The sequence below is a fragment of the Alicyclobacillus fodiniaquatilis genome (assembly GCF_042678105.1).
In the GTDB taxonomy this organism is placed as follows: Bacteria; Bacillota; Bacilli; order Alicyclobacillales; family Alicyclobacillaceae; genus Alicyclobacillus; species Alicyclobacillus fodiniaquatilis.
In genome coordinates this window covers 108,018-128,108 of the sequence record NZ_JBHUCX010000092.1, presented here as the reverse complement: position 1 = coordinate 128,108, position 20,091 = coordinate 108,018, and the positions used below count along the sequence as shown (strand labels likewise).

At 50.0% G+C, this 20,091-nt stretch carries 20 protein-coding genes; 14 read left to right on the top strand and 6 right to left on the bottom strand.

Annotation, left to right across the window (positions count from 1 at the left end; genetic code table 11):
• Window positions 1-20: 20 nt before the first annotated feature.
• The 12 genes from ACFSB2_RS22035 (at window position 21) to ACFSB2_RS21980 (ending at window position 14,087) form a co-directional block, all read left to right on the top strand.
• A complete protein-coding gene (locus tag ACFSB2_RS22035; RefSeq protein ID WP_377945258.1) occupies window positions 21-845 on the top strand; it encodes a phytanoyl-CoA dioxygenase family protein in 825 nt (274 codons plus the stop codon).
• Between the two features lie 68 nt (window positions 846-913).
• Window positions 914-3,154 carry an FAD-dependent oxidoreductase gene (locus ACFSB2_RS22030; RefSeq protein WP_377945257.1) on the top strand — a complete coding sequence of 747 codons (2,241 nt, stop codon included), beginning with the start codon at window positions 914-916 and terminating at the stop codon, window positions 3,152-3,154.
• 192 nt (window positions 3,155-3,346) lie between these two features.
• Window positions 3,347-4,273 carry an aldo/keto reductase gene (locus ACFSB2_RS22025; protein WP_377945256.1) on the top strand — a complete coding sequence of 309 codons (927 nt, stop codon included), beginning with the start codon at window positions 3,347-3,349 and terminating at the stop codon, window positions 4,271-4,273.
• Window positions 4,274-4,462: 189 nt separating this feature from the next.
• Window positions 4,463-5,302 (top strand): class I fructose-bisphosphate aldolase, encoded by an 840-nt coding sequence (locus ACFSB2_RS22020; protein ID WP_377945255.1) that lies wholly within the window; start codon window positions 4,463-4,465, stop codon window positions 5,300-5,302.
• Window positions 5,303-5,343: 41 nt separating this feature from the next.
• Window positions 5,344-6,486 carry a Gfo/Idh/MocA family protein gene (locus ACFSB2_RS22015; protein ID WP_377945254.1) on the top strand — a complete coding sequence of 381 codons (1,143 nt, stop codon included), beginning with the start codon at window positions 5,344-5,346 and terminating at the stop codon, window positions 6,484-6,486.
• A gap of 21 nt (window positions 6,487-6,507) precedes the next feature.
• Entirely contained in the window at window positions 6,508-7,746 is a 1,239-nt protein-coding gene (locus ACFSB2_RS22010; protein ID WP_377945253.1) for a carbohydrate kinase family protein, read from the top strand.
• Between the two features lie 40 nt (window positions 7,747-7,786).
• Entirely contained in the window at window positions 7,787-8,335 is a 549-nt protein-coding gene (locus ACFSB2_RS22005; protein WP_377945252.1) for a D-lyxose/D-mannose family sugar isomerase, read from the top strand.
• A 119-nt stretch (window positions 8,336-8,454) separates the two neighbouring features.
• Complete coding sequence (locus tag ACFSB2_RS22000; RefSeq protein WP_377945251.1) at window positions 8,455-9,216, top strand: DeoR/GlpR family DNA-binding transcription regulator; 762 nt, start codon at window positions 8,455-8,457, stop codon at window positions 9,214-9,216.
• Window positions 9,217-9,833: 617 nt separating this feature from the next.
• Window positions 9,834-10,616, top strand: a complete 783-nt coding sequence (locus ACFSB2_RS21995; RefSeq protein WP_377945250.1) for a phytanoyl-CoA dioxygenase family protein — start codon at window positions 9,834-9,836, stop codon at window positions 10,614-10,616.
• A gap of 17 nt (window positions 10,617-10,633) precedes the next feature.
• Complete coding sequence (locus ACFSB2_RS21990) at window positions 10,634-12,166, top strand: ABC transporter substrate-binding protein (protein WP_377945249.1); 1,533 nt, start codon at window positions 10,634-10,636, stop codon at window positions 12,164-12,166.
• A 104-nt stretch (window positions 12,167-12,270) separates the two neighbouring features.
• Window positions 12,271-13,200: a carbohydrate ABC transporter permease gene (locus ACFSB2_RS21985; protein ID WP_377945248.1), complete on the top strand. Its 930-nt coding sequence runs from the start codon at window positions 12,271-12,273 to the stop codon at window positions 13,198-13,200.
• Window positions 13,201-13,256: 56 nt separating this feature from the next.
• Window positions 13,257-14,087 carry a carbohydrate ABC transporter permease gene (locus tag ACFSB2_RS21980; RefSeq protein WP_377945247.1) on the top strand — a complete coding sequence of 277 codons (831 nt, stop codon included), beginning with the start codon at window positions 13,257-13,259 and terminating at the stop codon, window positions 14,085-14,087.
• Between the two features lie 306 nt (window positions 14,088-14,393).
• Here ACFSB2_RS21980 and acs read toward each other — a convergent pair whose 3' ends face one another.
• The 5 genes from acs to ACFSB2_RS21955 form a co-directional block, all read right to left on the bottom strand.
• Complete coding sequence (acs, locus tag ACFSB2_RS21975) at window positions 14,394-16,349, bottom strand: acetate--CoA ligase (protein WP_377945246.1); 1,956 nt, start codon at window positions 16,347-16,349, stop codon at window positions 14,394-14,396.
• 174 nt (window positions 16,350-16,523) lie between these two features.
• Window positions 16,524-16,943, bottom strand: coding sequence for a DUF1292 domain-containing protein (locus ACFSB2_RS21970; protein WP_377945245.1), 420 nt, complete (start codon window positions 16,941-16,943; stop codon window positions 16,524-16,526).
• A complete protein-coding gene (locus tag ACFSB2_RS21965; protein ID WP_377945244.1) occupies window positions 16,900-17,283 on the bottom strand; it encodes a YlbF/YmcA family competence regulator in 384 nt (127 codons plus the stop codon). The genes ACFSB2_RS21970 and ACFSB2_RS21965 overlap by 44 nt, the downstream gene beginning before the upstream one ends.
• A 27-nt stretch (window positions 17,284-17,310) precedes the next feature.
• The gene (locus tag ACFSB2_RS21960; RefSeq protein ID WP_377945243.1) at window positions 17,311-17,529 is read right to left on the bottom strand and encodes a hypothetical protein; all 219 of its coding nucleotides are present in this window, start codon (window positions 17,527-17,529) and stop codon (window positions 17,311-17,313) included.
• A 212-nt stretch (window positions 17,530-17,741) separates the two neighbouring features.
• Entirely contained in the window at window positions 17,742-18,236 is a 495-nt protein-coding gene (locus tag ACFSB2_RS21955; RefSeq protein ID WP_377945242.1) for an IDEAL domain-containing protein, read from the bottom strand.
• A gap of 234 nt (window positions 18,237-18,470) precedes the next feature.
• Between ACFSB2_RS21955 and ACFSB2_RS21950 the strand changes: the two genes are divergently transcribed.
• Window positions 18,471-18,671, top strand: coding sequence for a hypothetical protein (locus ACFSB2_RS21950; RefSeq protein WP_377945241.1), 201 nt, complete (start codon window positions 18,471-18,473; stop codon window positions 18,669-18,671).
• 142 nt (window positions 18,672-18,813) lie between these two features.
• Here the strand turns inward: ACFSB2_RS21950 and ACFSB2_RS21945 are convergent, their stop codons facing one another.
• Complete coding sequence (locus ACFSB2_RS21945) at window positions 18,814-19,179, bottom strand: YgaP family membrane protein (protein ID WP_377945240.1); 366 nt, start codon at window positions 19,177-19,179, stop codon at window positions 18,814-18,816.
• Window positions 19,180-19,334: 155 nt separating this feature from the next.
• On the opposite strand from ACFSB2_RS21945, the gene clpP reads away from it, so the two are divergent.
• Window positions 19,335-19,913 (top strand): ATP-dependent Clp endopeptidase proteolytic subunit ClpP, encoded by a 579-nt coding sequence (gene clpP / locus ACFSB2_RS21940; protein ID WP_377945239.1) that lies wholly within the window; start codon window positions 19,335-19,337, stop codon window positions 19,911-19,913.
• Window positions 19,914-20,091: the final 178 nt, after the last annotated feature.

Below are 20,091 nucleotides of genomic sequence, written 5' to 3'. Positions count from 1 at the left end.
CGTAGAGGAGGGCGAATCGCATGCTCGAAAAAGAGATGTTGGCCCATGTCCAACAGTTTCAGCAACAGGGTTTTCTAGTGCTGAAACAGGTATTATCGAAAGAAAAAGTAAAGCGTTTGAATCAAGCCATCGACGAAATCATCAAACACGAGCCGCAATCTCTATCGTATAATATTTATAACAGCGTTGAGAGAAGTCAGGAGATTGCCAGCTTGATGGATGAACCCTCCATCTTGCCGCTCATGGTCAATATTTTAGGGTTTAACATTCAACTTCACATATCCCATCTGACCATTCGCCATCAAAATCCGACACCTGAACAAGCGGTGGGAACGCAAAGTTTCATCAATTGGCATCAAGACGGACCACATCCAAAATTCCCAGCGATGAATGGCATTACACCTTTGTACTATGTGAAAACGTGTTATATCTTGAGTGATTTGTCACAGCCGGATCGTGGAAACACCAAAGTGATTCCGGGGAGTCATCGACGTCCTTTTCAACCGGAGCACGTCGATGTGAATGCTGCTGTGCACGACGAAGTGCAAATCACGGGTGAACCTGGCGATGTGTTCGTATTTGGTCAAAACTTATGGCATGCTGCGGCGCCGAATCGTTCTTCCATCACGAGAAGGCTGCTCTTTCTTGGCTATAGTTATCTTTGGATGAAACCGATTGACTACCGCGCGCCGTCGGAACAGCTTTTACGCGCGGCCACTCCGCTGCAAAAACAGTTGCTGGGCTGTGTTGATGAAGATCCGTTTCGCAATTATGTGCCAAAAGCGGATGAACTGTTGCTCAAGGATCTATATCTGGGTCATGCAAAGCGTGGCGTGTATCAGTAAGCTGAACCTGGGTGTTGCTTGTATGCGCTTTAGCACTTGAAGCTATCGGTGATAAAGAGGGGCTTGATATGAGAACTGAAGTTGTCCAAACTGAGATCACAGTGATTGGCGGCGGGCTTGCCGGGGTGTGCGCAGCCGTCTCGGCGGCTCGATTGGGCCAGCGTGTCGCGCTGGTGCAGAATCGTCCGGTGTTGGGCGGGAATTCGAGCAGTGAAGTACGGGTGTGGGTCTGCGGCGCAACGGCGCATGGGACAAATCGCTACGCACGTGAAACCGGTATCATGGGCGAGATGTTTGTGGAGAACCAATATCGCAATCCAGATGGAAATCCGTATTATTGGGATTTGGTTGTGCTGGAGACGGTTCAACGAGAAAAGAATATTCAGTTGTTTCTCAACACGGATGTGCACGAAATTGAAGCTGACGGTCCGGAGGACCATCGCACAATTCGCTCCGTCACTGGTTGGATGATGGGTTCCGAGCGGCGAATTCGCTTTGAGAGCCAATACTATCTCGATTGTACGGGGGATGGCTTGATTGGTTTTTTGGCTGACGCAAAATATCGCGTGGGCCGCGAGGCACAGCAGGAATTTGATGAAGCTTGGGCGCCGCAAGTTGCGGACGACGTCACGCTTGGCAGCACGATTTTGTTTTACACCAAAGATGCGGGTCATCCTGTCAAGTACATCCCGCCAGCTTTTGCGAAGGACATCACAAAGACGTCGATTCCGCTGCGGCGCGTCATCCGCAGCGGAGACAACGGCTGTCACTATTGGTGGATAGAGTGGGGCGGCGAACTAGACACGGTGCACGAAAATGAGCGCATCCGCGATGAACTCTGGGCGGTGATTTATGGCATCTGGGACTATATCAAAAATTCCGGGCGCTTTGACGCGGACACCATGACGTTGGAATGGATAGGCGCGCTCCCAGGCAAACGAGAGTATCGGCGGCTGATAGGCGACTATGTGCTCCGCCAGCAAGATATCATCCAGCAGACGCCGTTTGCAGACCGGATTGGCTTTGGCGGCTGGTCGATAGATCTCCACCCGCCGCAAGGTATGTATGCGACCGAGTCGGGATCAAAACATCTCCATCCGGACGGCATCTACCATATTCCATTTCGCAGTCTTTATTCTGTCAATGTCGATAATCTGTTGTTCGCCGGTCGGAATATCAGCGCGTCGCACGTGGCGTTTGGCACCACGCGCGTCATGGCCACCTGCGCTGTGATTGGCGAGGCGGCTGGGACTGGAGCGGCGCTCTGTGTAGCGCATCAAGCGGCGCCGCGCGAAGTGGCGGCACAGCACATGGAAGAGCTACAGCAAGTGCTTCTGCGCCAGGATGCTTCCGTCATCGGCTTACGCAACCAGGACGCGCTCGATCTCGCTCGGCAAGCGCAGATTACTGCGTCCAGTCACTTGAAGCGCATTGAAGTGACGGAAGCGCACGAGGCAATCCCGTTGGACGTAAACATGGGGATTCTTTTGCCAGTTCATCCCGCCTTGTCTGGCGTCGAGTTGTTGCTGGATGCGACTGCTGATACGACAGTGACAGTGGAATTGTGGGATACTGGCAAACCGGAGAATTACGTCCCGCAGCAATTGGTGGCGAATGCGACCGTCGCTGTCCGGCAGGGAGAACGGCAGTGGGTGCCCGTCGATATCCAGTGGACGCCGGAAACAGCGCAAAATGGGTTTCTCATTGTCAAGGCAAATGCAGCTATCTCGCTGTATCAATCACACTTGCCGCAGACGGGGATCATGTGTTTTGTCGAAGAAGCGCCAGATCCGCACAATCGCGACGATATGCGCCATCAGGCCGTCGTCAGATGGAATCCTCGCAAATTGCTGCGCACACCGCTGTGTTTGAAACTGACTGGCGATACGGCGGCTTTTGCGCCAGAGCGGATCATCGACGGATATCGCCGCCCTTATGGTGGGCCTCATATGTGGAGTTCTGAACAGATGGTGGCAAACCGGGAAGAATATCTGGAGTTGACTTGGGTGGAACCGATACAAGTTTCGCAAGTACATCTGATTTTTAACGACGATGTGAATGAGGATCTTATCAATTTGCATCATCATCGAACGCCGTTTGATGTCATTCCCGAATTGATAAAGGACTATCGAGTGGAGGCTATGGTGGATGGTATGTGGAAAACCCTGACGCATGTGCAGGGGAATCGTCAGCGCAGGCGGGTTCATGATGAATGGGCCGCTGTGCAAACGGACCGTTTGCGCGTGTTGATGGAGTCGACAAACGGTTGCGCGCGCGCGGAAGTGGCGGAGGCGCGCGTATACGCCTGACGTTGGGGAAGACGCCCTACAGCCTGGGACAGGGCGTCTTCCGACGCATGCACGTTTCAACTGATGCGCCGATTTGAAGCATGATTTCGCATATTGCAAACATATGGTTGGGTATCGATCACGCCATTTCTATCAAGATGTGCAGGATGAAACGGCGAATCTCTCTTCTAGTGGAAGGAGTTAGAAACAAATATGCGGACGATTGAAATTCCAGGACTTGAAAAGCGCTGTTCTCAACTCGTCATGGGGTCGATGGTCTTTTCACCGGAAGATATGGATTTGTGTGAAGGGATTTTAGACAGATTTGTCGAGTATGGCGGCAATGCCATCGATCTCGCGCACATTTACAACGGCGGGAAAAGCGAACTTGCTGTTGGGCAATGGTTACAAAAGCGGGATCGCGAAAAATTGTTGTTGATTGACAAAGGCGCGCACCCGAATGCCGCTGGGCCGCGGGTGAACGCCAAGGACATCGCAGCAGATTTACAAGATAGCTTGGAGCGCTTGCATGTCGAAATGATCGATGTCTATTTGCTGCATCGGGACGATACTTCCGTGCCGGTTGGCGACATTGTCGAAATTCTAAATGAGCACAAGAGCAAAGGCAGAATTGACGTGTTTGGCGCATCCAACTGGACTTGGCAGCGTATTGAGGCAGCCAATGAATACGCTTACGCACATGGGCTGACGGGCTTTGCCTGCAACAGTCCCAATTTGAGTTTGGCGACTGCCAATGAACCAAGGTGGGCAGGATGTATCACGGCAGATGCGGAAACTTTGGCTTGGCACGCGCGTTCTGGAATACCGCTGCTCTCGTGGTCTTCGCAGGCAGGCGGTTTTTTTACTGGCCGTTTTTCACCGGACAAAACCGACGATGCGGAAATGGTTCGTGTCTACTACAATGCGGAGAATTGGCGACGTTTTGACCGCGCAAAGCAATTGGCGATCCAAAAAGGGGCGGATGCCATCACCATTGCGCTTGCGTACGTGCTCCATCAACCTTTTCCTACAGCGGCCATCATTGGCCCGCGAAGTCGCGCTGAATTGGAATCCAGTGTAAAGGCCATTCAGGTGGGTTTGGAACCGGAGGAGATTCGTTGGTTGCAGACAGGGATGTAATGCACTCTGCACGAAGACGAACGCGGGTGAAATTTGAATAGAATATCCATACATCACTGAGGAGGCTTTACCAGGACAGGTAGGGCCTCCTGTTTATTTCATGGACACAAATATAAAGAATAGATATACTTTGTTTTAAATGAACATAATTATGTTAAATTAGAACACGGACGTTTGGAGGTTAGGGATGTGTCTGTAGCACCGAGGATGAATCGGCTGTTTGCCGCAGATGGAAAATGTTTTGATGTGGCTGTCGATCACGGTTTCTTTAATGAATGGGCGTTTTTGACTGGAATTGAGCATATGCAGCGAGCCATTGAAATCATTGTCGAGGCGGCGCCTGATGCGATTCAATTGAGTGTTGGTCAAGCGAAACTTTTACAAGACATCCCTGGCAAGCAAAAGCCTGCGCTCGTGCTGCGGACAGACGTAGCCAATGTCTATGGCAACAGTTTGCCAAGTCATCTGTTCAGTCAACTCATTGCCTCGCCTGTGGAGCAGGCCTTGCTCCTTGATGCCGCCTGTGTGGTTGTGAATCTATTTTTGCTCCCCAATTGTCCTGAACTTTACCATCAGTGTGTACAAAATGTATGTCGCCTGAAACCTGAATGTGAGCGCTATGGCATGCCGTTGATGGTCGAGCCGTTGGTCATGCAGGAGAATGAACAGGCCGGGGGCTACATGGTCGACGGCGATTTGCGCAAGATTGTGCCGCTGGTGCGCCAGGCGGTCGAATTGGGCGCTGATATCATCAAAGCGGACCCCTGTGATGATGTTGCAGATTATCATTTGGTCGTGGAAGCGGCATCTGGAAAACCAGTTCTGCCTCGCGGGGGAGGCAAAGCAGCGGAGCTGGAGATCCTTTCTCGGACACACGCGCTGATGCAACAAGGCGCTCGCGGCATTGTGTATGGCAGGAATGTCGTTCAACATGCCCATCCCAAACGAATGACGCGTGCATTGATGGCTGTGGTTCACGAAAGCGTCACCGAATCAGCGGCGCTGTCGATATTGACGGATGCTCAGTAACTCTGGGCGCTGCACCATTGTTTACATGGGAGGGATTGGTGATGAAGCATATTCGCTTTGGCGTCATTGGCTGCGGCTTGATGGGCAGGGAGTTTGCCAGCGCGGCTGCTCGGTGGTTTCATTTGTCCGATTTGGATTTTGCGCCGCAAATTGTCGCTGTATGCGATGCGAATTTGGCGGCGGCGAACTGGTTTAAACAGCGTGTTCCCACGGTGCGGTTGGTGACGAATGATTATCAAGAATTGCTGATGGACAAGGAGATTGACGCGGTGTACTGTGCGGTGCCGCATCATTTGCACGCCCAAATTTATGTGGACATCATTCGAGCGGGGAAACACCTGCTTGGAGAAAAGCCATTTGGCATTGACTTGCAGGCGAATGAGGCCATCCTTGCCGCAATTGAACAAAACCCCAATGTGTTGGTGCGCTGTTCCTCTGAATTTCCGTTTTTTCCTGGCGCTTATCGCATTGGTCAATGGATTCGGGAGGGGCGATATGGTCAAATCATCGACGTGGAAGCAGGGTTTTGGCACAGCAGCGATTTGGATCCAGGCAAAATGATCAATTGGAAGCGACGTGTCGCGACCAATGGCGAATATGGATGCATGGGGGATTTGGGCATTCACGTGGTGCATCTGCCGCTGCGGTTTGGCTGGCGACCGAAGAACGTACGGGCGTTGTTGGCCAAGGTGGTGCCGGAACGGCCAGATAAACAAGGACAGATGGTGCCTTGCGAAACTTGGGACAACGCGGTGCTCGGTTGTGAGGTGCAGACGCCGGATCAAGCTTTCCCGATGTTGCTTTCGATGAAGCGGATTGCGCCAGGCAATGCCAACACTTGGTTTATTCGGATCAATGGCACAAAGTTGTCCGCTGAATTCAGCACGAAACATCCAAAGCAGGTGAGGAGTCTTCCTTATACACCAGGTGGCGCGCAGGCCTGGAGAATCGAAGATGTGCCATATCAATCTGCATACCAAACGATTACAGGCGAAATTTTTGAATTCGGTTTTTCCGATGCAATTTTGCAGATGTGGGCGGCTTTTTGTGATGAATTGGTGAATGGAAAGGCGATGTTGCAACCTTTTTACTGTGCCACGCCACAAGAGGCGGCAGAAAGCCACAGGCTGTTCACTGCAGCATTGGCGTCGCGTGTAAGCGCTGCGACGGTGGCGATGGCGTAGCGGAACAGGGGGAATCCAGTGGTGCAAGAAAGCTGCGCTCATGTGATTGTAGCTGGCCATATCTGTTTAGATGTCATTCCTGATATGGAGAACCATGGTGTTGATGTGGCTGATTTGTTTGCGCCAGGAAAGCTCGTCGATGTCGGCGCTGCTGTGCTTGCGACAGGCGGAGCGGTGTCCAATACAGGGCTTGCCCTGCATCGTCTCGGCGTGCCGACACGGCTATTGGGCAAAGTCGGCGCTGATTTGTTTGGCCGGGCGGTGTTGGATCTCATTAATGACTATGCGCCGATGTTGGCAGACAATATGATTGTGCGCAATGGTGAACAGACCTCTTACAGCATCGTGATCAATCCGCCAGGTGTAGATAGAATTTTTTTGCACTGCCCAGGCGCGAATGACACCTTTTGTGCGGACGATGTGCCGCTCAAACAAATCAGTGGATCGCGCCTATTTCATTTTGGCTATCCTCCACTGATGCGCCGCATGTACGAAGATGGGGGTGTGGAACTGTCTACACTGCTGCAGCATGCCAAGGCATGTGGCGCGACGACATCCCTGGACATGGCGAGTCCAGACCCGGTCTCTGCCGCGGGGATGGTGGATTGGCAAACGTTTCTTCGCCGCGTATTGCCGCATGTCGATGTGTTTCTGCCGAGTGTGGAAGAAATATTGTTCATGCTGGACAAGGAATACTTGGCGTATTTGAAGCGAACAGAAGCGGGTATCGCGCCCAAACTCAATGGGGCTGTGCTCCATGAGATCACTCAGCAACTGCTTCAGTTGGGGGCGGCGATTGTCGGTTTGAAACTAGGGGATCAAGGATTGTACGTCCGGACGACGGGGATGGCCAGTAGATTATCTGCAATGGGGGGCGCGATGGCGAACGTGGATGAGCGCTGGCTGGACAGAGAACTGTTGGCGCCATGCTTCGCGGTCGATGTGGTTGGGACCACGGGAGCAGGCGACTGCACCATTGCAGGTTTTCTGGCAGCATTGTTGCATGATCTATCACCAGAAGAGGTTTTGACAAGGGCCGTGGCAGTGGGCGCTTGTAATGTCGAAGCGGCGGACGCCACCAGTGGTGTGCCGACTTGGGGAAAAGTGGAGCAACGCATTGCATCTGGCTGGGAACGCCGTTCAGTCGAGCTGGATTTGCCTGGCTGGATATGGGCTGCCGAGTCGTCTATCTGGTGTGGGCCGCATGATTCTGATTTGGGGCAGACGCGCACGCTAGCAAACCATGATATGGAATGTTGAGTCCTGGTGCTTCGCACAACAGTAGTCAGGAGTGGTGAGGATGTTGACAAAGGGGCAATTGCAAATCGCGCAAAGGCAGGCGGCGCACATGTTGGCGCAGGCGCAAATCGTACTGTCGTTGGAAGAGCAGGCGCAAATCGAGATCGCCGATTTTGGCCTAGGAGAATTGGAGCTTACGGGGCTTGAACTGGTGACGTATATCAATACGGACCGCTATTGCGCCAAAGAACTGGTGTTGTTTCCACACCAGACCTGTCCGGAACACAAACATCCACCAGTCGGTGAGGATGTTGGTAAAATGGAAACCTTCCGCTGCCGTTGGGGCAAGGTCTGGCTGTACGTCGAAGGGGATGCCCAAAAGCAGTTGGGTGCGCGCATTCCGGCAGGCAGCGAGGCATATTACACCGTATTCCACGAAATTGAGTTGCATCCAGGGGAACAGTACACCATCCCGCCCAATACCCTGCATTGGTTCCAGGCGGGGGATACAGGGGCGGTCGTCTCGGAGTTTTCCAGCACCAGTCGCGATGAGTTCGATATTTTTACGGATCCACGAATTGAACGCATCCCGCGGCGCTTTGAAGGATGATGAGTGTGCGACGAGTGGATATGGGGAAGGGTCGGAGAGGTGTTGTGGTTTTGATGGAATTTATCACTCATATTGTGAATAAGTCGATTTTGTTGATGGGGATGGAGCTGTGACACTACATGTCTAGTCGCAATCTGAACGAACGTCAGTCTCGCATTTTGGAGATGCTGAGTACGGATGGGGAGATGAAAATCAATGAATTGAGCCAGATCTTTGCGGTGTCAGAAATGACCATTCGCCGGGATCTCGAGAAGATGGAGCAGTACGGCTTAGTGCATCGCATCTTTGGTGGAGCGATCCCGGCGATTGGAAACGATATCGCGTTGCATGAACGTGAGGGGGTGATGACGGCCGAGAAGATGCGGATTGGGCGTAAAGCATCAGAACGAGTGTCCTCTGGCCAGGCCATTTTCCTTGATGCTGGAACGACGACTTTACAAGTTGCGCGTCATCTGCGGCCAGGTATGGATATTACCGTTGTGACCAATGCCATCAATGTCGCCGCTGAACTCATGGAAAAACATATCCCTACCATTGTCATTGGGGGGATTTTACGCGAAGGAACCTCATCTTTGGTTGGCCCAGACGCTGAGGAGGCAATCGCTAAAATGGCGTTTGACGCTGTGTTTTTGGGCGCGTCTGGCGTAACTGTGGAGCATGGGTTCCACAATTCAAACGTGTTTGAAGCCGAAGTGAAGCGTGTTGCCATTGAACAGGCATCTGAAGTGAACATTGTGCTGGATCACAGTAAATTTGGCGTGCGGTCACTCTATTCATTTGCCGAACTGCGTCGTGTACATCGATTATTTACAGACGTATGTCATGATGAACGCTTGCTCGCGGCGTGTCGCAAATGGAGTGTTGAAGTGGTCATGTGTTAGCGCGTTTTATAGCTGTGTAATGTTTCAATCATAACGAATATTGTTAGAGGATCACACCAAACAGTCATGTTTGGTGTATTTTCACGCAAATCTCCAGTGCCAATCTGTCAATATTCTCGTAAATTCCCCTGCATTTCTGATGGTTTATTCGATTTTATATGAGAAAATTCAATGTGGACAAAGAGAAACAGCGCGCGTATAATCTTTGTTACAAATGAACTTTAATTGTCTTAAAGTAACATAGTCTGCTTTGCTAAATGAAAGGGGGCTGCTAGAAATCACAATAGATATAGATAAAAGACAATTTGATTCAAATAGGTTGGATAACAAGCGGCTGGATGCATTCTCTAGAAACGACGATGAACACAATTGTAGTGTCATCGTAATGTAAGCGATTTAAGTGGAAAAGACATCAATTCTGCATGTCACATGGATATCAAAATTCCCAAGGTTAAAATCTCTGAAAATTCGGTTCGGTATGAATTATCGATGGCTTTATGTTCGTATCAACACCTTTGACGCATTTGTATCGATCTCGTTTGTAACTGATGGGTGAGCCATTGTGCGATGCGGGGCAAAATTTGTCACATGAGAATGCGGATCGGGAGGACGAGTTGATGACGAAAGTGCAAACCGCAGCTAGAGAGCAGTATGAAAGAGAAGGTTACGTATTGTTCCCCGAAGTGTTAGATCAGGAACTGATTCAAGAAGCAAGGGAGCATCTAGCGTGGCTATTGGAGAAAAATCCAGGGTTGCGTCCTGAACAATTGAACACTGAGCTGATGACGGATGATCCCTTTTGGGTTCGATTGGTCAGTGACAGCCGCTTACTTGACATTGCGGAACAATTTGTCGGTGAGAACATCGCCTTGTTTGCTTCTCATTATATCAGCAAACCTCCTTATGATGGACAACCTGTTTTTTGGCATCAAGATGGAAGCTACTGGCCCTTGGAGCCCATGGAAGTCGTGACCCTATGGCTGGCGGTGGATGATTCCCTGGAGGAAAACGGTTGCATGCGCGTGATTCCAAAAACGCACAAGATGGATTTGCAGCAGTTGCGCCTGCGCACAGATGTCGCCAATGTGCTCGGCTCGGAACTAGACCCTCAATTGGTAGATGAAGATGCAGCGGTTGATCTCGTGCTCAAAGCAGGGGGTGTCTCGGTTCACCATCCCAACATCGTGCACGGTTCAAATGCCAATCATTCTGCGCTGCGTCGCTGTGGATTGACCATTCGCTACATTCCCACAAGCACGCGTATCGTTTCCGACAAACCATGGCCAAGCGCTTTTTTATTGCGAGGCGAGGCAGTGCCAGGTGTCAACGATTACTTGCCTAAACCAAAGTATGTCGAAGGTGTACACATGCCATTTCGCGGCTGTGCGTCTTGGAAATAAAGACAGGGGGTAAAAAAATGAGAAAGGTTTACGCAGGTGTTGGATTATTTACAGTTGCTGTCATGACGATTGCTACAGGTTGTGGCAACAGCGGAAGCCAGTCCACTTCGACTGGGAGCGTGGCTAAACAGGCCTTGACGGCGTCGGGCATTCCGAAGCTGAACTATAAAGGAGACATCACATTTTTTGCTCAAGCCTATACGCCGGTAGGTCCAGGAATTAAGTCGGTTGCCGGTTCGGCAAAACTCCACGAGTTGGAGACACTTGCTAAAAAATTCGAGAAAATGTATCCGAACATCAAGATTCAGTTTGTGGATCCCAGTTTCCAGGATACCAACCAGCAAGTTCAAACCAAAACCGCTGCTGGGCAAATGTACGATATCTACTTCAACCAATATGAAAATTTCAACTCGGTTTTCCCGCAAGGGATTGTGTATGATTTGAATCCATATTTCAATCAGCCGAATCCGTTCATTCCCGGCAATAAAAAGTGGAAGAGTGTGATGAATCCAAATATATTAAGCGCGACCGAGGCACCGGGTGGACAACAGTATAATTTGGACGCTGATTATGTGGGCGTTGAGTTCTATTACAATAAGACATTGTTTAATAAGGCAGGCATTTCAAGCCCGCCGAAGACTTGGGCAGAACTGATTGCAGATTGCAAACAACTTCAGGCGCACGGCATTCAACCGGGGGCGGATGTGCCAACATATGACTGGTGGGTACGAGTGGCGCTAGGAAATTATCTAGGTTTGTCGACGTTGAAAAAAATCGCAGGCTTTGACAAGCAACCTGGTATTTCAACGCTAGACAATGCGATTGCCTACCACAAAGGGATTTTGAATCCGACTACGAATCCGAAAATCATGGCCTGGTGGCCTTTGGCGGCGCAATTGTATCAATACTGGAACAAAGATACCACAGTGATTCCATGGGACAATGAGCCGACGGGTGCACAGACGGGAACGAAGCTTTTCGATGCTGGCAAGGTGGCCATGGTCTTTAATTTAACGGCCATCCCGAATACGGTGCAAACTGCAAACAATGGAAAGGCACCATTCCAGGTCGGATCTTTCGCTTTTCCGTCTTTGGCAGGTACCAGCAAGTACGCGACATCTTATAACAGTGCTGGGGATGCGGGTGGCCCGCAGGCGGCTTTCCAGTACGCGATATCGACGGAAAAAGCAGATTCTTCGATGACTGCGGATAAATTCCAAGCTTGTCTTGCCTGGTTGCAATTTATCTCAACACCGCAAAATGCGCAAGCAACCATCAACGAGCTAGGAGAATTTGTGCCTACCTTGAAAGGCACCAAACCCGTTCCTGCGTTACAGTCTGTTGAACAACTACTCAATAAGCCCTGGTATCAAGAGGATGGTGGGCAATTCTTTACTTCTGCTGAGTATACGACCGTTCGCAACATCTTCCAGGAGTATGTCTCGGGCAACCTGAGTTTGGCCCAAGCGACACAGCAGTATGAGCAGGCAGTAGAGAAAGGTTTTAACGCATACGTAGCTCAACAACATATTGATTTTTCGAAGTATTAAGTTCAATTGATGATTGGGAATGGGCGCAGCTTGAACCCTGTTCGCTTATTCCCAATTTGCAACTCCAATACGGTTGAAAAAGATGGTTGAAAGGAGCTGTGGTCATGCTCGCTGGTAAGACGGTCAAACTGCAAAGCAATGTATCTCCAGTTACAAGGAAGGCGCGAACAAAGAAACACTCTTGGATTGCCTATTTGTTTTTGCTTCCTACGTTTGTATCCATCGTCATATTTAGTTATTATCCCGCGATCAGAGCGCTGATGGGTGCATTTACCGATTGGGATGGCTTTAACTCGCCACAATTCATCGGTTTTCAGAACTTTTCTCGCTTGTTTCACGATCCAGTCTTTTTGGCCTCTTTGTGGCACATTTTAATTTGGACTGTAATCGGCATCCCATTATCCATTCTTCCGTCTTTTGCGGTAGCGGAGTTGATTTTCCATCTTCGTGGACAGCGATCCCAATACGTTTACCGTACAGTTTTTATTCTGGCGATGGTGATTCCGGGTGTGGTTGTGATCCTGTTGTGGGAGTTCATTTATCAACCGTCGGGAATTTTGAATCAACTGTTTCAAGATTTGGGTTTATCCTCCTGGAAGCGCGAATGGCTGGCGAATCCACATTATGCGTTGGGTTCATTGATTGGATTAGGGTTCCCTTGGGTGAATCCATTCAACTTGCTGATTCTGTATGCTGGGTTACAATCGATTCCCGTTGAATTGATGGATGCAGCGTCCGTGGACGGCGTCGGTTTATGGAATCGAATTTTTAAAATTGATATTCCTTTGGTGACTTCCCAGTTCAAATTGCTGCTGATCTTGGCCATTGTCGGCGTTTCCCAAAATCTATTGACCCCAATGCTCCTCACAGGCGGCGGACCAGGCACATCCACGGTGACACCGGTGTTTTACATGTATCAAACGTCGATTGATTATGGGCAGTATGGGTATGGCATGTCGGTCGCTTTCCTGATTTTCTTATTCGTCGGCATATTGGCAGTTGTCAACATGAAGTATGTTCAGTCGAGCGATTAAATTGATTTCACCTGGGTTGTTGTAAGAGATAGTTCTGCGAACGGAGTGAAACGAATATGGCTTTGCGACTCAGAGGATTAGCCCTGCACATCATCCTTGTGATGCTCGGAATCTGCACGCTGTTTCCCATCTTCTACATGCTCGTCAATTCATTGAAAACTGGCGTCCAAACGGCGCAGAATCCCTGGTGGTTTACTTCTTGGCACCTGGATTGGGCAAATTATAAATTGGCGTTGCAGGCGACGCTTTCTTCCTATACAACTTCCATCATAATTACAGTGGTCAGTGTCGTATTGACCCTGGCGTTCGCTGCCCTAAGCGCGTATGCGTTCGCCAGGTTGCATTTCATTGGAAAAGAAGTGCTGTTTATCGTCATTTTTGCCCTGTTGCTCGTACCAGGTTTTCTGACTTTGATCCCGCTTTTCATCGAGATCAAAAATCTGCATTTGCTCAACAGCGATTGGGGATTGATTTTCCCATATGTGGCGGGAGGCCAGGCATTTGCCATTCTCGTGCTTCGTTCGTTTTTTCAAAGTCTCCCACAGGATTTGTTTGAATCTGCCCGCATTGATGGGGCGGGGGATATCCGGATTTTCTGGAACATCGTCATTCCTTTGTCGTTTCCCATTTTGGTGACGCTCGCCTTGATGAATGTCATCAACATTTGGAGCGATTTCATCTTGCCGTCGCTTGTATTGAATGGCTCTGCTGAGACACTTGCGGTTGCCATCGTCAATTTCCACGCGCCCGCGCTTGCGCCGTCTGCGAACGCCTTCAATATACAGTTGGCAGCGTTCACACTCTCTGCGATCCCGCTGGCCATTCTTTTCAGTTTCCTGATGCGTTATTTCGTAAGAGGGATCACGAGCGGGGCCATCAAGATGTAGTGGTGTCAACATGAGGTATACTGATCAGGATGCAGAGGAGCCGCCAAGCTCCTCTTTTTTGCGTTACTGAGTATCTTCAATGTCACATTTATCAACGCGCACACAGGTTGGATTTTACTTCAATCCACCGATTTCTTGCATTCGAAATTGCTGAAAACCATCGACGGTGGTCGTTCGTGGACTGTGCAATAAGCACCGCCGTCAGCAGCCAGGCGGTTAAACGCAATGCTTGACCGAGAGCGCGACAGGCGACAGACAAACAGGTGAGGTGCACCACATCAGCGGCTACCTCACCTGCCTCGTTTGTTATTCCGTATCTTTATACTGTGCCTTCAATTCTTCAACCACTGTCGGATCCGCGAGCGTGGTTGTATCTCCGAGGACACGACCTTCGGCAATATCTCTGAGGAGCCGCCGCATAATTTTTGCGCTGCGGGTCTTTGGCAATTCTGCGCTGAAGATGATTTCTTCTGGACGCGCCATCGCGCCGATTTTCTCGACCACAGACTGTTTGAGTTCTGCGATAAGCGCGTCGTCTGTACGAGCACCTTCTCTGACACTGACAAACGCCGTAATGGCTTGCCCTTTGATGGCGTCTGAACGACCAATCACCGCTGCTTCTGCCACCGCCGGATGGGCGACCAAAGCGCTTTCCACTTCAGCTGTGCCGATGCGGTGGCCAGATACGTTGATGACATCATCGATGCGGCCGAGAATCCAGATATATCCCTGTTCATCGCGGTGTGCGCCATCACCTGGCAGATAAGTGTCTTTGAATTGGCCAAAGTACGTTTTTTGGAAGCGTTCGTCATCTCCCCAGACGGTGCGCAGCATGGATGGCCACGGTTTTTTAATCACCAAATAACCGCCATCTTTGGCGTCGACCGAATTGCCTTGTTCATCGACAATGTCGATCTCAATGCCAGGCACAGCGCGGGTCGCCGAACCTGGTTTTGTCTCGACAATGCCTGGCAGTGGGGCAATCATGGCGCAGCCAGTTTCGGTTTGCCACCAGGTATCGACAATCGGGCACCGCTTTTTACCGATGTGCTCGTGATACCACATCCAAGCCTCAGGGTTGATGGGTTCGCCGACCGTGCCCAATAAACGCAGGCTGCTCAAATCGTGTTGTTCCAGGTATTGCGGGCCCCATTTCATAAATGTGCGAATGGACGTGGGCGCGGTATAGAGAATCGTGACCCCATAGTGATCGACCATTTCCCAGAACCTATCCCTTCCGGGATAATCCGGTGAACCTTCGTACATGACCACAGTCGCGCCTGCGCTGAGGGGGCCGTATACAATGTACGTATGGCCTGTGATCCAGCCGATATCTGCTGTGCAGAAGAAGATGTCGCTATCTTTGAGGTCAAACACGGTTCGCATCGATGTATTGGCGCCTGTCAGGTAACCTGCAGTGGTGTGGACGATGCCTTTCGGTTTCCCAGTCGTCCCGGAAGTGTAGAGCAGGAACAAAATGTCCTCTGAATCCATCTGTTCAGGCTCAAACGGCGTGGTGGGAGATTGTTTGATGAGTTCATGCCAATAGGCATCTCGTCCATCTTTCATCGTGATATTCGATTCCGCACCGACCCGTGATACGACCACCACTTGTTCAATGGGGGTCTCTTCCACAGCGATGTCCGCATTGGCTTTGAGCGGAATTTGTTTGCCGCGTCGCCAGCCGGCATCAGCTGTGATCAGGATTTTGGAATCCGCGTCAATGATGCGCTCACGCAGGGATTTCGCTGAAAAACCACCAAAGACAATGGAGTGTACAGCGCCGATTTTCGCGCAAGCGAGCATGGCGACGGGGAGTTCGGGAATCATCGGCAAATAAATGGTGACGCGGTCCCCTTTTTTGACACCCAATGATTTCAACATATGCGCAGCCTTATCCACTTCGCGGCGCAACATGTCGTATGTGATGACGCGTTGATCTCCAGGTTCACCTTCCCAGATGATGGCCGCTTTGTTTTTGCGCCAAGTTTCCGTATGGCGATCTACACAATTGTAAGCGGCGTTCAATTTACCCTCAATGAACCATTTTGCATGTGGGGGCTGCCAACTGCAAACGATTTCAAATGGCTTAAACCAACTTAACTCGCCTGCTTGTTCTGCCCAATATGTCTCGGGGTCGTCAAGCGCACGCTGATAGATGTTCTCGTCTTGGAAATTTGCCTGTGCACGAAACGATTCGGAAGGGGGGAAGGTCCGATTCTCATGGAGTAGTGTTGAAAGCTTTTCGGTTTCTACTGTCATGTGTAGATCCCCTCTCAAAAAATTAATGGTCTCGTTCACATTATATTGGAACTATTTAAAATGACAACCTCGAAAGAAAGGAGAGCGAGGCAAACAAGGGATACCGGCATGAAACGAGCCCTGCTCGCAGTGTGCGGAGCAAGGCTCGTATGCACAAATGGGTGATGGCGGTGTTTACGCTTCGTCGTCCTCTTCATCTTCAAAAAGGTCATCGTTGTATGCGTCGACAACCTTTTGCCATTCTTCATCGTCTTCGATCTCGGCGAGCACCATTTGGTCGCCTTCTTCACCGTCGATACGGAAGATGACGCCTTCTTCCATTTCTTCGTCGATAGGCAACAAAACAGCGTAATCTTTTTCATCGACGGTGAGAACCTCGCCAAGCACAAACTGATGTTCCTGACCGTTTTCATCTTCAAGCACAATCACTTCGTCTTCGTCGTGTTCGTGGTCATGTGTATGTTGATGCTCGTCCGCCATGATTTCATCCCTATCCGTTATCAAAATTTGGCTGTTCGCCATTTTCTGCGTCAGCATATCATCGTTTGATTTAAGTGTCAACGTGACTGGAATGGGCGAGTCCGTCCGCGTCACGCACTTGTACCGCTGAAGAAAGTCGATCCGTGACGGCTGTCAGCAGCTCTTCCAGTTCCTTTTGCGCTTGTTCATAAGCCTTGATTTCTGGTATCTCCTCCATTTTCTGCAATACTTCGTCTGTTTCCTTTAGTAAATAGCTGTAGTGCATGGGAGGGACCCGACGGGCTTGGAATTCGGCGACTTGTTCTCGGAGTTCGTGAAACTTCCGCAACAGATGAGCAGCTTCGCGATTGCGCTCCATGGCTGCTTGCGCATCTCGGTATGCAGCAAGCTCCGGCGTGTGCAAAATGAGCTCGGCGAGATCATCCGCTTCGGCAAGTAAGTCATTTCGATCCACAGTTCACACGCTCCAATGTGAATGGTTTTACACATCATGGCCGGCATGATGGCGGTCGTGCAGATGATTGTATGCTTCATAAGGTTTTGTGGGCTTATTTTCAATGGCATCGCCGATGACGCCAAGGATGATGCCACAGATCATGAAAATGGCAAGGAGCACAAAAGCGTGTACGATGATACCAATTAGGACAAATGCGAACATCAAGCCAAAGAGGAGGTACAGCAACCTTCTCGTCCTTTGCATGCGTATCCGCCCTTTCCCAAACAATCATCATTTTGCTTTTAGCATAACCAAAAATGGATTGCGGTAAAGATCCAGTTCAACTGAAATAAAAAAGGCGTGCATCAAGGCACGCCTTCATTATCGCATATTCGCTTCATCGGTGACTAGAGACATGTGAAAATCCATCAAACTTAAAAAGGCGAGGATTTTTTCACATGCTTCTTTTGCTTCTTTTAGATGTATCGTCTGGTTTGCCATCCAGACGGGTCGCCTTGTTCGTTTTGTAGTTCGGTGAGTTCCTTGACTGCGATATCAAATGCCAGTTTGTCACGGGCGTCCAGTGCCTCGTCGATTCGTTTCTTGACCATCTCTCTGCGCAATGCTTTTGCCTCAACTTCCGACAAAACTTCCTGTACCTCTGGCGGAATTGGAATATCTGGTAGATTCACAAATACGTAAAGTTTATCGCTGTTCATCGACTGTTGCATGAAGAACGTCTGCAGACACTGCAACACTTCTTCTGGTTGACTCACTTTTTTAATGCGTCCATTGATGGGAATGCGCGCAATCATTCCATGTCGGCCGATAATCAGTTGGGGCACGTTTTCTAAAACAATATTGGTCGCCTCGAGTTGCGCATGACGAGCGGCAAGAAAGTCGATGACGGCGTCCGCGCCGCTGGGGAGTAGTTTGGTTTTTAGTACAAGAATTTCTTCCTTTGTCATCATCGAAATCACTCCCTAAACACTTCTTGAGAAAAATTGGAGTAAGTTCTTGTATCATACGCCTTGACGGTCACTGTAGGTTGTCATGGAAGCCTAAACGGCAAATGGTGTGATGTTCATTGTATCAAAGTCGCACGTCAGATGAAAGTGCTATTCGCCTATTTTGCCATCACATACACCCTTTTCCGGTCTAGCTCGGACCTCACTTGAGGATACTACGTGCGGAGGGGATGGCGGATGGACGAGTGGGTGTATTTTGCAGGGTTGTATGAGTCGAAATTCGAAGCGTATTGTGCTGTGATGTGGGTGGAAGCGGACGACCGGATTCGCCGGACAGCACGTCCGACCAATGTGGAAATATACCGCACTCGTAAAGGAAAATACGGTGTACGCTTCAGTCGACAGGAGGCAGGAGTGCCAACGGCCACATCGGTTTAAACATGAGGGTAAAGAAAAACAGGGTCAGTCCACTCAGGTGATCTGTCAAAATCGCTTGAGCGGGAATGACCCTGTTTTATTTTGGTACAATTTGTGCGTAAAATATTAATGATGAAAAGGCTTGTTTCGATGTTGCAAAAATTTATTCCGATGGTTCGTGACTGTGCAGTTCTGACTGGCACGAGCTCTCTTCTGAAGTTGGTTTGGATTGAGGGGGGTGCTCAGTCTCCTGGTCACACGTTTTGGGCGCCGATGACTGTTTTGGCGACAGCGGCGCAATTGCGCTTGCTTTATTGCGGTCCTCCATGTTGCAAGACAAGGTTTGGCTGACGTATTGCAACGGACACCAGCCCGTCACGCTTTCCGCCACTTTCATCGCGCCGAACGACAGCAACAGCGCGTTGCCAAATGGGGAATGACGACGACGGCGGGTGGTTGCACAACCAATGGCCAAGATACCAGTGAACATTCGCATGTAGCGGTCAGCAGTCCCGATGTTCTGTTGCAAGCCAAAATCACCTCTTTTCATGTTTTGTGAACTCAGTATTTCCTGAACAGCCGCGTGTATGAGAAACGAATGTCAATTGACTTTGACTATTCTTGACTAAATGGTGTTTTTCGTGCATGATGGGTATTGTATTGAATAAGAAGGAGGCGTGTCAGATGAGCCTGATTCCGTATGTAGTTGAGCAGACATCTAGAGGTGAGCGCAGCTATGATATTTATTCGCGCTTGTTAAAGGACCGCATTGTCTTTTTGGGTACGGCAATTGACGACGATGTTGCCAATGCCGTTGTGGCGCAGTTGCTTTTCTTGGCGGCGGATGATCCTGAAAAAGATATTCAAATGTACATAAATAGCCCCGGCGGGTCGGTATCTGCTGGTCTGGCCATTTATGATACAATGCAACACATTAAACCTGCAGTCAGCACGATGTGTGTAGGCATGGCTGCCAGCATGGGCGCTGTACTTTTGACGGCTGGTGAAAAGGGCAAGCGCTATGCCTTGCCGAATTCTGAAGTGATGATTCACCAACCACTCGGTGGCGCAAGAGGGCAAGCTTCGGATATCGAAATTCACGCGAAACACATCCTGAAAACGCGCGAAAAGTTGAACAAAATTCTGAGCGATAGGTCTGGTCAACCGTTGGAGCGCGTGGAGCGGGATACCGACAGAGACAACTTCTTGTCTGCGGCGGAAGCAAAGGAATACGGCTTGATCGACGAAGTCGTCGTTCGCTGATCCGTCGCAAAACACGGGCGTCAATGTTTTGAGAGCCCGCAAGTGAAACGATTTTGTGAGCGTACGCGTCAACACCAGCTGAGTGTAAAATCAGGCTGGTGTTGACGCGTCTTTTTTGGTGGCATTATGCTTGTACGCGGCAGACTGCCATCCATGATGCTGCTTGCGTCAACAGCAG